Consider the following 13,386-nt stretch of genomic DNA (forward strand, 5'->3'; position numbering starts at 1 on the left):
CGCCGGGGACGCGGGTCACCGCAGGGGCGCCGGGCAGGGCGCCCTCCCGCGGCGGGGCGATCGGATAGCTGCCGGTGAAGCAGGCGGTACACAACGCGTCGGCGCCCTGGCCGGAGGCGGCAACCATGCCGTCCACAGACAGGTAGCCGAGAGAATCGGCGCCGATGGACTGACGGATCTCCTCCACGCTCATGCCGGTGGCGATGAGTTCGGCCCGGGTGGCGAAGTCGATGCCGTAGTAGCAGGGCCATAGCACCGGCGGGGAGGAGATGCGCACATGGACCTCGGCAGCGCCGGCCTCGCGCAGCATGCGCACCAGGGCGCGCTGAGTATTGCCGCGCACGATCGAGTCGTCGACGACGACGAGGCGCTGCCCGGCGATGACCTCGCGTACCGGGTTGAGCTTGAGCCGAATACCCAGTTGACGCAGGGTCTGGGTGGGCTGGATGAAGGTGCGCCCGACGTAGGCGTTCTTGATGAGTCCCTGCCCGTAGGGAATGCCGGAGGCCTGGGCGTAGCCGATGGCGGCCGGGGTACCGGATTCGGGGGTGGCAATGACCAGGTCGGCGTCCACCGGGTGCTCGCGGGCCAGGGCCGCGCCCATGGCATTGCGGGCGGCGATGACGGACTGGCCGGCGATGCGCGTGTCGGGGCGAGCCAGGTAGACATATTCGAAGACGCAGCCGGCCCTGCGAGCGGAGGCGAAGCGGGTGGAGCGTACGCCGTCGGCGTCGATCTCGATGAGCTCGCCGGGCTCAATCTCGCGGACGAACGCGGCACCGACAATATCCAGGGCAGCGCTCTCGGAGGCGACGACCCAGCCGCGTTGCAGCCGCCCCAGCACGAGGGGACGCACGCCGTGCGGGTCGCGGGCTGCGTACAGGGTGTGCTCATCCATGAACACCAGGGAGAAGGCGCCGCGCAGCATGGGCAGCACCCGCCGCGCGGCCTGGGGGATGCTCAGCGGCGGGGTGGCCGCAGCGGTGGCCGGGTCGAGCGCCTGATAGAGAGAGGAGTCGGCGTCGACGGCGTCGTAGTCCCACGTGTCCAAGCTCCCGCGCTGGGAGACCAGCTCCATGAGGGCGGCGATGACGGCGGTGTCGGTGGAGGAGCCACGGCCGAGGTCGCCGGTGAGATCCTCACCGTTGGCGCGGTACACCGCCTCCATGAGCTCGCGGGTGTTGGTGAGGTTGCCGTTGTGGGTCAGTGCCAGGGTGGAGCCGGCGACCGGGCCGAGCATCGGCTGGGCGTTCTCCCAGGTGCCCGCCCCGGTGGTGGCGTAGCGGACGTGGCCGACGGCGAGGTGACCGGTGAGGCTGGACAGGGCACCGTCGTCGAAGACCTGGGAGACCAGCCCGAGGTCCTTGTAGACGAGGATGTTGCTGCCGTCGGTGGAGGCGATGCCAGCGGCCTCCTGGCCGCGGTGTTGGAGGGCGTACAGGCCGAAGTAGGTCAGGCGCGAGGCCTCCTCCCCCGGCGCCCAGACACCGAAGACACCGCACTCCTCGTTCACCTCCTCGCCCGGAGCGAGGAGCGATTCGGGGTGCGGACGGGCGAGCACTTCACCGGAGGATGGGGTGGTCCGGCCGGGGTCACCAAAGCTCACGCCCGTATTCTTCCACACGGCCCGCTCCCCTGCTCCGGGCGGCGCTAGTGGCGTCGGCGAGCGGTCAGCAGCGTGCCGCCGCCCATGAGGCCGAGGGCGAGCACACCGAGGGCGATTGGTGCGCCGGTGCGGGCCAGCGCTCCCCGCGTGCCGTGCCCCGTTGCGGATGTTGCCGGGGCCGTCGGCGCCGTCGCGGTCGGTCCCGCCGGCGCGGCGGTCGTCTCACCGCCGGTCGGCGCTGGACTGGCCGTCGGTGTCGGCGAGGCCGTGTGCGTGACTTGGGCGGTGACGGCAAGCGTCTGGGTAGAGCCGTCGGCGCTCGTGACGGTGAAGGAGACGATCGCGCATGTCGTGCTCACGCCGTCGATCGTGCATGCCTGGGTGGCTACACCGTCGGGGATCGTCAAGGTGAGCGTGGTCTGGCCGGTCTCGGGCAGGCCCGGGGTGATCGTGTTGTCGATGTCGCTGGTCGCGAGCGTGCGGGTGGAGCCGTCGGCCATGGTGACGGTGGCCGTGATCGACGTGGCCGCGTCGCCCACGCCCTGCTCGGCGGTAGCCGTGTAGCTGAGCCCGGTGAAGCGGGCCGTCACGGTGTCACCGTCGATGGCGAGCGAGGTGCCGACCTGGTGCGTGCGGTAGGAGGCGGTGGCCGGCGCCGTGCGCGCGAGGTAGTCGGTGGTGACGTCGCGGTCGAGGATGCCGGTGTTGATCATCGTCGAGTTGCCGAGCGTGTCGAAGTTGTCCCCGCCCGCCAGCAGGAAGGTGTTGGAGGCGACGGTGACGCTCGCCGCGTCGTCGAGGAGCTCGCCGTCGATGTAGACGGCGTCGATGACCCGCGAGCGCGCGTCGGCGATGGCGTCGGCGAGACTCTCGGTGAGTGCGGTCCGTTCCTCTTCGGAGGCGGCGGTGGAGATCTGCGTGAAGTAGTCCTCGAGCTGGTCGGCGGCGTCCTGGTCGAGGTAGACCTCGACGTTGTCGGAGGTGCCGAGCATGAGCGCGGCGCGCGTCGTCGTCGGCTGGAACTGCTCGGCGAGGACTTCCTTGAGTTGGGCGCCCGTGTAGGTGGCGTAGGCCATCTCGTTGCCGAAGGGTTGCACCATGTAGGCCTCGCCCTTGGTGAGCTCGCCGGCGGCGTAGTCGGCGCGCACGCCGCCGGGGTTCATGAGACCGATCGCGTAGTCGGTGGTCGGCTGGATGTCCGTGGACAGCCAGGAGGCGAAGGAGGTGGCGATGAGGTTGGAGGCGGTGGACTCGGTGGAGCGGTTGGCGCCGTAGTCCGTGCCGTCGTTGGTGCCGCGGTAAAAGTCCGAGCCGAGGGTCGCCACGACCTCGTTGCCCGCCGCTTCGGAGTCCGTCTTCGCCTGGGCGACGATCGCGGCCACGCCGTAGGCGTCGGTGGTGCAGTCGGACTCCGCCAGGTCGAGGTTGCGGGCGGTGGCGGCGGTGACGTCCTTCGTGCCGTCGGCGGCCGTGGTCACGGTCAGAGAGATCTCGCCGAGCTTGAGGCCGTAGTGGTCGGGCTGGACGACGGCGATGTCGGTACCGTCGGTTGACTTGACGACGTCGGCGAAGGGCACGTGGGTGTGGCCGGCGACAACGGCGTCGACGTCACCGTTGAACTGGTTGCCGTAGATGGCGGCGTCCTCGTGGGCGAGGACGACGACGACGTCGGCCTCCCCGTTGGAGGCGTCGCCGTCCTTGAGGGTGCGGGCGCGCTCGTTGGCGGTGGCGGTCGCGTCCAGGACCGTGAGGCCCTCGAGGGCGGACTTGGACACGAGGCTGGGCAGCTCTTCGGTGACGACACCGACGAAGCCGACCTTGATGCCGTCGACCTCGGTGACCCAGGTGCCGCCGCCCGAGCCCTCGGCGGCCAGCGCGGCGTTGCCGGTGACGTTGGCGGACAGGATGGGGGCGTTGAAGGCGGGCAGGAGGCGGTCCGAGAGATCCGTGATGCCCTTGTCGAATTCGTGGTTACCGGCGCTGGTGACGTCCAGGCCGATGGCGTTGAGGACGTCGATGGTGGGCTGGTCGTCGAGAACGGAGGAGATGTAGGCGCTGCCGCCGACGTTGTCGCCGTTGGAGACGAAGAGCGTGCTGGGGTTCTGCGCGCGGGCGGCGGCGACCTCGCAGGCCAGGGTGACGGCGCCGGGCTCGTCGCTCGTGGTCTCGATATGCCCGTGCAGGTCGGTGATGCCGAGGATGTTGATTGTGGTGGTGGCGGGCTCCGCGGCCGTGGCCGGGGCGGCCAGTGCTGGTGCTAGGGATCCCAGGGCAAGGGCCGCCATCAAGGCGACGAGACGACGGAATAGGTGTGCCATGAACAAGCCTCGACAGATCGGGGGCGGGTGGGGATGCGCTCAGTGTAGGCCTCTTCACTCCATTACGCGCCTGGTCACACCTCCTTTTGACGTGCGCACCGGGGTCGTGACGTAGTACAGCGTCGAGGCCGGCCATAGCGACCGACCTCGACGCTGAGAATGAACCGTCCGACTCAGGCGGCTGCTGCCGCCGCTTCGGCCTTGGCCTCGGCGAGGAGCTTCCGTGCCCGCATCTGCTTGAGGATCACCACGCCGACGGCGGTGACGATCATGCCGGCAAGAATCGAGAGGAAGAAGCCGAGCACGTTGTCGATGGCGAAGAACACGAAGATGCCGCCGTGCGGGGCGCGCGAGCCCACGTGCAGCGCCATGGACAGGGCCCCGGTGACGGCACCGCCCACCATGGACGGCGGAATGATGCGCAGCGGGTCGGCAGCGGCGAAGGGGATGGCGCCTTCGGAGATGAAGGAAGCTCCCAGCAGCCAGGCGGCGCGCCCGTTGTCCCGCTCGACGTCGGTGAACAGGCCCGGCCGCACGGTGGTGGCCAGGGCCAGGGCCAGCGGGGGCACCATGCCGGCGGCCATGACGGCCGCCATGATCTCATAGGAGGCCGTGGTCGCGGCGGACAGACCTGCGGTGGCGAACAGGTAGGCGGCCTTGTTGACCGGCCCACCCAGGTCGAAGCACATCATGAGGCCCAGGATGATGCCCAGGAAGATGGCGGAGCCGGAGTCGGCCATGGAGGTGAGCGACTCACTGAGCCAGGTCATGAAGGAGGCCAGCGGGTTGCCGAGCAGCATGTACATGATCGAGCCGACCACCAGCGTGGTGCACAGCGGGATGATGACCACCGGCATGAGGCTGCGCAGCCAGCGGGGCACGTCCAAGCCCGCCAGCCAGGAGGCCATGTAGCCGGCGAGCAGGCCGCCGATAAGACCGCCGATGAAGCCGGCGCCGATCGCAACCGACAGCGCGCCCATGGCGAAGCCGGGGGCGATGCCGGGACGCCCGGCCAGCCCGAAGGCGGTATATCCGGCAAGCGCCGGCACCAGGAAGTTCATGGCGGTGCTGCCCAGCATGAAGAACACGGCGCCGATGTAGGCCAGGAGCGGGGAACCGCCCAGGGCGTTGGGCGCGGCCATGTCCGGGTTGGACAGGTCGGGCAGGTTCCACAGGCTGGAGCCGGTGACGATGGCCTCGGCATTCGTGGTGATGTCGTAGCCACCGAAGAGGAAGCCGAGGGCGGTGAGCAGACCGCCGGCCGCGACGAAGGGGATCATGTAGGACACGCCGGTCATAACCGAGCGCTGCAGGCGCCGGGCCCAGTGGACGTGTTCCTCCTCGGCCTCGGCCTCGCCGCCGCCCGCGCCTCCGGCCACGCGCTTGGCGGCGGGGTCGTCGATGGCGGCCAGGGCCTGGTCAACTAGGGAACCAGCATCGTTGACGGCGGCCTTGACACCGACGTCAATGACCGGCTTGCCGGCAAAGCGCTCCAGCCCCTTGACGGGCAGGTCGTGGGCGAAGATGACGGCGTCGGCCGCGGCCACGAGGTCGGCGTCGAGCCAGTCGATCTTGCCGGATCCCTGCCCCTCGATGCGCACGGTGACGCCGCGCTCCTTGCCGGCCTGTTCGAGGGCCTCGGCGGCCATGAAGGTGTGGGCGATACCGGTGGGGCAGGAGGAGACCCCGACGATGACGCGTCCGGTGTCTGCGGGCGCGGCGGCCTCCTCCCCCGCAGCGGGTGCGGCGCCGGCGTCGAGCAGCTCGGGCTGGACCTGCTCGGTGACCAGGCGGGTGACCTCCTCCGGCGTGGCGGCGGCGCGCAGGGCGTCGGTGAACTCGGTCTTCATGAGGCCGCGGGCCAGTTTGGCCAGCAGCTGGAGGTGGAAGTCGTCGGCGCCGGCGGGCGCGGCGATCATGAACACGAGGTCGGCGCCCTGGCCGTCGGCTGCGCCGAAGTCGACCGGCGTTTGCAACCGGGCGAAGCCGAGCGAGGGGGCGAGCACGTGCGGGCTGCGGCAGTGCGGAATGGCGATGCCGCCAGGGATGCCGGTGGGCGCGGTGGCCTCGCGGGCCAGGGCGTCGGCGGCGAGTCCCTCGGGGGTGTCGGCGCGGCCGCCAGCGGCGACGACGTCGGCGAGGTAGTTGATGACGGCCTGCTTGTCGGTGCCCGCGGATGCGTCCAGGCGGACGAGTTCGGGGACGATGAGCGGCGTCTGAGCTGCGGATGTGGGCTCGGACATGGTGTTTCCTTGGTGTCTCCTGGTGGTTCCGCCCCGCCGGTGCGGGACGGGTTGGATGGTCAGAGCGAGGTGACGACGGCGGCCTGCGCGGGCAGATCCGCGGGGCCGGGTAGCGTGGTTCCGGGCAGGCCGGCGGCGGCGGAGCCGTAGGCCATGGCGGTAGCGAGGCGCTTCGGAGCGTCGCCGCCGCGGACGTCGGCGAGGATGTAGCCGGCGACGGAGGAGTCTCCGGCACCGACGGTGGAGATGACGGGCACCGCGGGGGCGGTGGCGCGCCAGGCGCCCGCCGCGGTGACCAGGACGGCGCCGGCCCCGCCCAGGGTGGCCATGACAGCGCGTACTCCGCGCTCCACCAGCACCCGGGCGGCGTCGGCGACGGGACCGTAATCACCCGCCGCGGCGCCCTGCTCGAGTGCAGTGGCGCGGTCGGCAGGCAGCCCGGCCAGCTGGCCGAGCTCCTCACCATTGGGTTTGATGAGGTCGGGGGCGGCGTCCGGCAGAGCGGCGGCCAGCGCCGCCAGGGGCGCGTCGGAGGTGTCGACGGCGATGCGCAGCCCGGGAGACACCTCACGCAGGAGCTGGACCAGCTGCGCGTACCAGTCGGTGGGCGCGCCGGGCGGAAGCGAACCGGACAAAACGGCCCAGTCGCGAGTGGCGGCCGCAGTAGCGGCGGCGGCGTTGTCCGGTCGGCCCGCGGGATTCCCGGGCACGTGGCCGGAGCCGTCCGCCACGGCATTGCCGAGGGCGGTTTCAATGGCGCCGACCTCGGCGGGGCTGAGAGCGGCACCGGGCTCGTTGAGCTTGGTGGTGGTGCCGTCCGGTTCGGTGACGGCGGTGTTGATGCGCACCGCCCCGGCGACGTGCACGGCGACGGCGTTGAGACCGGGCGTCTCCAGGGCGTGCACGGCTGCCAAGAGCGGGTCGTGCTCGGGTGCGGGCAAAACCGCGGTCACTGCCTGCCCGGCACGAGCCAGGACCCGGGCGACGTTGAGTCCCTTGCCACCCGGTTCGGTGGTGACCGATTGCAGCCGGTTGACGCCGCCGCGCACAAGCGGCCCGGACAGAGTGACCGTGCGGTCGAGTGAGGGGTTGGGGGTGAGCGTGACGATCATGCGATGCGTACCTCGGTTCCGGTGTCGGCGAGTTGGGTGGCGAGTGGAGCGGGTAGGGCGGCGTCGGTGACGAGCAGATCGACGTCGTCGAGGTCGGCGAAGGAGACGAGGTGCTCCTGGCCGATCTTGGTGGCGTCGGCCAGCGCAACGACGCGGCCGGCGGCATGGACCATGGCACGTTTGACGGCGGCCTCGTCGGGATCCGGGGTGGACAGGCCGTGTTCAGCGGTCAAACCGTTGGTGCCCATGACGGCAACCCCGACGCGCAGGGTGGCCAACGTGCTCAGGGCCTCGGGGCCAACCGCGGCCTGGGTGATGCCGCGGACCTGGCCGCCGAGCATGCGCACGGTCAGGTCGCTGCGGCCGGCCAACAGCGCGGCGGTGAGCACGGAGTCGGTGATGACGGTGAGACCCAGCCCCTCGGGCAGGAGCCGGGCGAAACAGCCGACGGTGGTGCCGGCGTCGAGCAGGAGGGTGGCGCCGGGCCGCAGTTCCAGGGCCGCGATGGCGGCAGCGGCGATGGCCTGCTTGGCGGTGGCGCCGAGCAGTTCCCGTTCGGCGACGGCGGTCTCCGGCAGGGCCAGGACGGTGGCCGGGACCGCGCCGCCATGGATTTTGCGCAGGGCGCCCACGCGGTCCAGCGCGGTCAGGTCGCGGCGGATGGTCTCGACGGTGACGGCGTAGCGGGCGGCCAGATCGGCGACGGCAACGCGGCCCTCGCGGGCGACCGTGTCGACGATGTCCTGCTGGCGCTGCTCTGCGTTCATGCCGTACCTCTCCCATGAAGTCCGTTCGGACACGATCATATGCCCGAACGGACTTCATGGGAAGAGAGAAACGACAAATAGTCAAAGATCAATGCCCGGCCGGGCATCCGGGCGCACTGTGGGCGGCCAACACGCCGAGTTCACCTGACGGTGCCGAGCATGCACCCCGGGCCGGCGAGTGCGCCCCAGCACCGGCGCGCACATCCCCGGCCGCCGAGCATGCACCCGCACCGCCGGGGACGCTCCCCAGCCGCCGAGAACGCCGCCTAGACGCGCGCGTTCGCGGGCTGCCCGGCGCGCTCGCGGACTACCCGCGCACTCACGGACCACCCCGCGTGCTCGCTCCAGGCCAACCCGACTCACGCGCGCAGCAGTGGCAGATATGCCGACAGATCGCAGCGCTCCCCGGAGGCGTGCAGCGCCCCGGAGGCCAGGGCGTCCTCCCATTCCAGGCGCCCGGTGGCCAGGGCGAGCCAGGTGGCGGCGTCCGTTTCCACCACGCTGGGTGGGGTACCACGGCGGTGCACCGTACCGGCCACCGCCTGGGTGACACCGAAGGGCGGCACGCGCACCTCCACGGCGCGCCCGGGGGCGCAGGCGGCCAGCTCTTCGAGCGTGTAGCGCACGGCGGTCGCCGCGGTGGCCCGCTGCGGGCGGGCGCCGGCGTCGACGTCGGCCGCCCACTGGCGTACCGCGCGGGCACCGGTAACGGGGTCAATGCGTCGTCTCATGGCTCCGACGGTACGGCACCACCCCGGCTCGGGAGGCCCTGCGCACCACGCGGTAGCAGGCGGTCCCGCCCGCCACAAGCAACGTGGCGGACATGACGCCGACGGAGCCGAGGAAGGCCGGCACCCCCGTTTCCGCCAAGGCATCGTCGTCGCCGGGCACGGCGATGACCTGGTCACTGACGGGCGGCATGGCGGAGTCGGCCGGGGAGGCGGCGGCCGCAGCGGGGACGTGGGCGGCCAGGTCGATGCTGCGGGTGCTGCCGTCACGATTGACCAGGGTGAAGGAGACGACGGCGCAGGCGGTCTGTGCCGTGACTCCCGCCCGGGTCGGCGTCGGGCAGGGGCTGGTGGCGACGTCGTCGGGCAGGGCGAGCCGCAAGGTGGCCGTCCCGGTTTCGGGCAGGTCCGCCGTGATGGTGGTGTCGATGACGGCGCTGGTCAGCTGCTGGGTGCCGCCGTCGGCCAGCGCCACCGTGGCGGTCACCTCCTGGGCGGCACCGGGAGCGGAGCGCTCGGAGGCCGCGGTGAAGTTCAGCCCGGTCAGGCGGACCGTGGCGGTGCCGCCGGCCGAGTCGGTATCCAGATCCACGCCGATCTGCCGTTTGGCCAGGTCGGCGGACGCCGTGGACGCCGTCTGCACATACTGGGCGGTGACGGCGCGGTCGAGGACGCCGGTGCTCACCGGTGTCGATTCACGCAGGATGGTGAAGCCGTCACCACCGGAGAGCATGAAGGAATTCGAGGCGACCACCACCTCGGCGTCATCTGCCAGCTCGGCGTCGTCGACGTAGACGGAGCGGATGACACGGCCACGGGCGGCCTCAATGGCATCGGTGAGGTCGGCGGCAGACTGCGTGCCCGCGGAGATTCGGCTCCAGTACCCCTCAAGCTCCTCGGCGGCGTCCTGGTCGATATACACCTGGACGTTGCCGGACACCCCGAGCATGAGCAGCGGCCGAGAGGTGCCGGGCTGCCACTGCTGGGCGAGGATGTCCTTGACCTGGGCGCCGGAGTAGGTGGCGTACCCCATCTCATTGCCGAAGGGCTGCACCGTGTACGCCTCCCCCTCGGTGAGCTCCCCGGGCAGATAGTCGGCACGCACACCACCCGGGTTCATGAGACCGATGTAGTGGTCGACCTCGGGCTGGATATCCGTGGTGAGCCAGGCGCGGTAGGAGTCCGCAATGACGTCGGCAGCCGTGGACTCAGTGGAGCGGTTGGCGCCGGGGTCGGACCCGTCGTTGGTACCACGGTAGAAGCCCGTGTCCAGAGTGGCTAGCACCCGCGCCCCGGCCTCGCGCGAGTCCGCCACGGCCTGGTCGACGATGGCCTGGACGCCGTAGGCGTCGGTGGTGCAGGTCGAAGCGGTCAAGTCGATGTTCTTCACCTGCAGCACACTGACCGAGCCCGTGTCCGGATCGACCGACAGGGTGATGTTCCCCAGCGAGTTGCCGTACTGGCCGGGCTGGACGATGGCGATCCGATTGCCGTCCTTGCCGGTGACGGTGGCGGCGTAAGGCGCGTGGGTGTGGCCGCCGACGACGGCGTCCACCGAGCCGTTGAACTGCGGGCCGTACACGTCGGCGTCCTCGTGCGCCAGCACGACCACCACGTCGGCTTCTCCGTTGTCCGCCTTCCCATCCTTGAGGGCGGCGGCCCGGGCGTTGGCGACCTCCACGGCGTTCGCGACGGACACGCCCTCGAGGGCCTGTTTGGCGACCAGGCTGGGCAGCTCATCGGTGACGACGCCGACGAAGGCCACGGTGACGTCACCAACCTCAGTGGTCCACACCCCGTCGCCATCCCCCTGCGCGCTCAGCGCGGCGTCGCCGGTGACATTGGCGGCCAGGATGGGGGCGTCGAAGGCGCCCGCCAGGCGGGAGGAGAGATCCGAGACGCCCCGATCAAACTCGTGGTTGCCGGCGGCGGTGACGTCCAGGCCGATGGCACCCAGAATGTCGATGGTGGGCTGATCATCCAGAACCGAGGAGACGTACGCCGAACCGCCGACATTGTCTCCGGCGGAGACCAGCAGCGTGTCGGGCTGCGCCTCCCGCGCGGCCGCAACCTCGCAGGCGAGGGTGACGGCGCCCGGTTCGCTCACCACCTGCGTGCCTTCACTCTGTGTGGATACGCGCTCGATGTGGCCACCGAAGTCGGTGATCCCGAGCAGGTTGATGACGGTGCCGCCGTCGCTGTCAGCGCGGGCGGATATCCCGACCGGGCCGTCGGCGGGCACGGCCGCGGCGGATCCGACGACGGGCGTCGCGGCAGCGGAGGGCGCAAAGACTACGAGGGCGAGGGCCGTCAAGGAGACGGCCGCCCTGCTCACCAGATGCGGTCTCATGATGATCCTCGGTAGGTCCAACGATTGACATCACCATAAGTGTCAGGACACCTGTGGTCCATAGCACATACCAATTAGTAATGATGACAATTTGGTGATGCTATCCACGCCTTTACTTATTACTCCCATAAGCCTCGTCCAGAGAGTGATATTCCACGGCAATACCAAGCACAACGACGGCACCCAGCTACCGGTGGGAAAGTAGCTGGGTGCCGTCGTCGAGCGCGGGGATGGCCGGAGCGCGACCTCGCTGAGATCAGCCCGGCCGGGATGCCCGTGCGAGGTCAGACGATGCCGTGGGCGATCATGACGTCGGCCACGCGGGTGAAGCCAGCGGCGTTGGCGCCCAGGACGTAGTCGCCAGGGCGACCGTAGGTCTCGGCAGCCTCGACGCAGGAGTCGTGGATGTCGACCATGATGCCGGCCAGCTTGGCCTCCGCCGTGGCGAAGTCCCAGCGGGTGCGGCCGGCGTTCTGCTCCATCTCCAGGGCGGAGGTGGCCACACCGCCGGCGTTGGAGGCCTTGCCGGGGGCGTAGAGGATGCCGGCGGCCTGGAAGGCCGCAATGGCTTCCGGGGTGCAGGGCATGTTGGCGCCCTCGGCGACGACGGCGCATCCATTGCGCAGCAGGGTGGCGGCGGAGTCGGCGTCGAGCTCGTTCTGGGTGGCGCAGGGCAGGGCGACGTCCACGGGCACGTCCCAGGGGCGTCCCTCGGTGACCAGACGAGCGCCGGGGCGGCGGGAGACGTAGTCGGCGACGCGTCCGCGCTCGACCTCCTTGACCTGCTTGAGCAGGTCAAGGTCGACGCCGGCCTCGTCGACGACGTAGCCGGAGGAGTCGGAGAAGGTGATGGGCTTGGCACCCAGCTGCTGAGCCTTCTCGATGGCGTAGATGGCGACGTTTCCGGCTCCGGAGACGGCAATCTTCTTGCCCTCCAGGGTCTCGCCCTTGGTGGCCAGCATGGACTGGGCGAACAGCACCGTGCCGTAACCGGTGGCCTCGGTGCGCGCGAGCGAGCCGCCCCAGGCCAGGCCCTTGCCGGTGAGGACGCCGGCGTCGTAGCTGTTGCGCAGGCGCTTGTACTGGCCGAAGAGGTAGCCGATCTCGCGGCCGCCGACGCCGATGTCACCGGCGGGGACGTCGGTGTTGGGACCGATGTGGCGGGAGAGCTCGGTCATGAAGGACTGGCAGAAGCGCATGACCTCGGCATCGGACTTGCCGTGGGGGTCGAAGTCGCTGCCGCCCTTGCCGCCGCCGATGGCCTGGTTGGTCAGGGCGTTCTTGAAGATCTGCTCGAAGCCGAGGAACTTGATAATGCCGACGTTGACGCTGGGGTGGAAGCGCAGTCCGCCCTTGTAGGGGCCGAGCGCGGAGTTGAACTCGACGCGGAAGCCGCGGTTGACGTGCACCTGCCCCGCGTCGTCCACCCACGGCACCCGGAACATGATCTGCCGCTCGGGCTCCACAATGCGCTCCAGGAGTGCGTTGTCCGCGTAGTGGGGGTGCTTGGCGATGACGGGGTCGAGCGACTCCAGCACCTCGCGGACGGCCTGGTGGAATTCGGCCTCCCCGCGGTTGCGAGCCACCACCTGCTCATAAACCTTCTCGACAACGTCCTGCATGAGGGAACTCCTTCACCTGTCAGTATCGCTTGAGTGCGATTGCGGCGCAGGAGCACGTCGTTGAGCAGGGCGGGCATCCCGCGCTGGCCTCAAGACTGACACCTCGGCGGTAACTGAGACGAAACATCTCAAGGATTGGCCCCGGCGGTCGTTCAGAGTGCGGCGTAGGCGGCGTCGTCAACGGGCTCGAGCCACTCGTTGGAGGTGTTCTCCCCGGGAACCGCGAGCGCGATGTGGGAGAACCAGGAGTCGGCCTTGGCGCCGTGCCAGTGCTTGACTCCGGCGCGAGCGAAGACGACGCTGCCCGGCTCCAGGGAAACGGCGTCCTTACCCTCCTCTTGGTACCAGCCGGAGCCGGCGGTGCAAATGAGTACCTGGCCGCCGCCGGAGGTGGCGTGGTGGATGTGCCAGTTGTTGCGGCAGCCGGGAGAGAAGGTGACGTTGTGGACGCCGACGGCGCACTGGTCGTCCTCAACGAGGTTCTTGAGGTAGCTGTCGCCGATAAAGTACTGGGCGTAGGCGGCGTTCAGCTCCCCCTTGCCGAAGATGTTTTCGGCAGCGAAGACGGATTCATCGGTGGTGGCGGTCATGGTGGTCCTCCCGTGGATCGGTGACGGACGGCGGGCGCCGTTGCGACGCC

The 13,386-nt window shown here is 70.1% G+C and carries 9 protein-coding genes; all 9 read right to left on the reverse strand.

Annotated features, from left to right (window positions below; translation table 11 throughout):
- The coding region (gene purF, locus RWX45_RS09340) for an amidophosphoribosyltransferase (RefSeq protein WP_316023466.1) at positions 1 to 1,561 on the reverse strand (1,561 nt) is incomplete at its 3' end.
- A gap of 89 nt (positions 1,562 to 1,650) precedes the next feature.
- On the reverse strand, positions 1,651 to 3,924 hold the full coding sequence (locus tag RWX45_RS09345; protein WP_316023459.1) for a bifunctional UDP-sugar hydrolase/5'-nucleotidase: 2,274 nt from the start codon (positions 3,922 to 3,924) through the stop codon (positions 1,651 to 1,653).
- A gap of 173 nt (positions 3,925 to 4,097) precedes the next feature.
- Positions 4,098 to 6,167, reverse strand: a complete 2,070-nt coding sequence (locus RWX45_RS09350) for a fructose-specific PTS transporter subunit EIIC (protein WP_316023460.1) — start codon at positions 6,165 to 6,167, stop codon at positions 4,098 to 4,100.
- 59 nt (positions 6,168 to 6,226) lie between these two features.
- Positions 6,227 to 7,279 (reverse strand): 1-phosphofructokinase family hexose kinase, encoded by a 1,053-nt coding sequence (locus tag RWX45_RS09355; RefSeq protein WP_316023461.1) that lies wholly within the window; start codon positions 7,277 to 7,279, stop codon positions 6,227 to 6,229.
- Entirely contained in the window at positions 7,276 to 8,046 is a 771-nt protein-coding gene (locus tag RWX45_RS09360; RefSeq protein WP_316023462.1) for a DeoR/GlpR family DNA-binding transcription regulator, read from the reverse strand. Before RWX45_RS09360 ends, RWX45_RS09355 begins: the two co-directional genes overlap by 4 nt.
- A 359-nt stretch (positions 8,047 to 8,405) precedes the next feature.
- The gene (locus RWX45_RS09365; RefSeq protein WP_316023463.1) at positions 8,406 to 8,777 is read right to left on the reverse strand and encodes a sterol carrier family protein; all 372 of its coding nucleotides are present in this window, start codon (positions 8,775 to 8,777) and stop codon (positions 8,406 to 8,408) included.
- Complete coding sequence (locus RWX45_RS09370; protein WP_316023464.1) at positions 8,761 to 11,124, reverse strand: bifunctional UDP-sugar hydrolase/5'-nucleotidase; 2,364 nt, start codon at positions 11,122 to 11,124, stop codon at positions 8,761 to 8,763. The genes RWX45_RS09365 and RWX45_RS09370 overlap by 17 nt, the downstream gene beginning before the upstream one ends.
- Before the next feature lie 284 nt (positions 11,125 to 11,408).
- The gene (gene gdhA / locus RWX45_RS09375; protein ID WP_316023465.1) at positions 11,409 to 12,746 is read right to left on the reverse strand and encodes an NADP-specific glutamate dehydrogenase; all 1,338 of its coding nucleotides are present in this window, start codon (positions 12,744 to 12,746) and stop codon (positions 11,409 to 11,411) included.
- A 152-nt stretch (positions 12,747 to 12,898) separates the two neighbouring features.
- Positions 12,899 to 13,336, reverse strand: a complete 438-nt coding sequence (locus RWX45_RS09380) for a cupin domain-containing protein (RefSeq protein ID WP_316023467.1) — start codon at positions 13,334 to 13,336, stop codon at positions 12,899 to 12,901.
- Between the last annotated feature and the right edge of the window lie 50 nt (positions 13,337 to 13,386).

Source organism: Actinomyces sp. MRS3W (assembly GCF_032465695.1).
Classification (GTDB): domain Bacteria; phylum Actinomycetota; class Actinomycetes; order Actinomycetales; family Actinomycetaceae; genus Actinomyces.

Excerpts from the sequence above, each read along its gene's own strand:
- RWX45_RS09370 (WP_316023464.1), bottom strand. The coding sequence starts at position 11,124 with ATGAGACCGCATCTGGTGAGCAGGGCGGCCGTCTCCTTGACGGCCCTC.
- RWX45_RS09360 (WP_316023462.1), bottom strand. The coding sequence starts at position 8,046 with ATGAACGCAGAGCAGCGCCAGCAGGACATCGTCGACACGGTCGCCCGC.
- gdhA (WP_316023465.1), bottom strand. The coding sequence starts at position 12,746 with ATGCAGGACGTTGTCGAGAAGGTTTATGAGCAGGTGGTGGCTCGCAAC.
- RWX45_RS09350 (WP_316023460.1), bottom strand. The coding sequence starts at position 6,167 with ATGTCCGAGCCCACATCCGCAGCTCAGACGCCGCTCATCGTCCCCGAA.
- RWX45_RS09355 (WP_316023461.1), bottom strand. The coding sequence starts at position 7,279 with ATGATCGTCACGCTCACCCCCAACCCCTCACTCGACCGCACGGTCACT.
- RWX45_RS09365 (WP_316023463.1), bottom strand. The coding sequence starts at position 8,777 with ATGAGACGACGCATTGACCCCGTTACCGGTGCCCGCGCGGTACGCCAG.
- RWX45_RS09380 (WP_316023467.1), bottom strand. The coding sequence starts at position 13,336 with ATGACCGCCACCACCGATGAATCCGTCTTCGCTGCCGAAAACATCTTC.
- RWX45_RS09345 (WP_316023459.1), bottom strand. The coding sequence starts at position 3,924 with ATGGCACACCTATTCCGTCGTCTCGTCGCCTTGATGGCGGCCCTTGCC.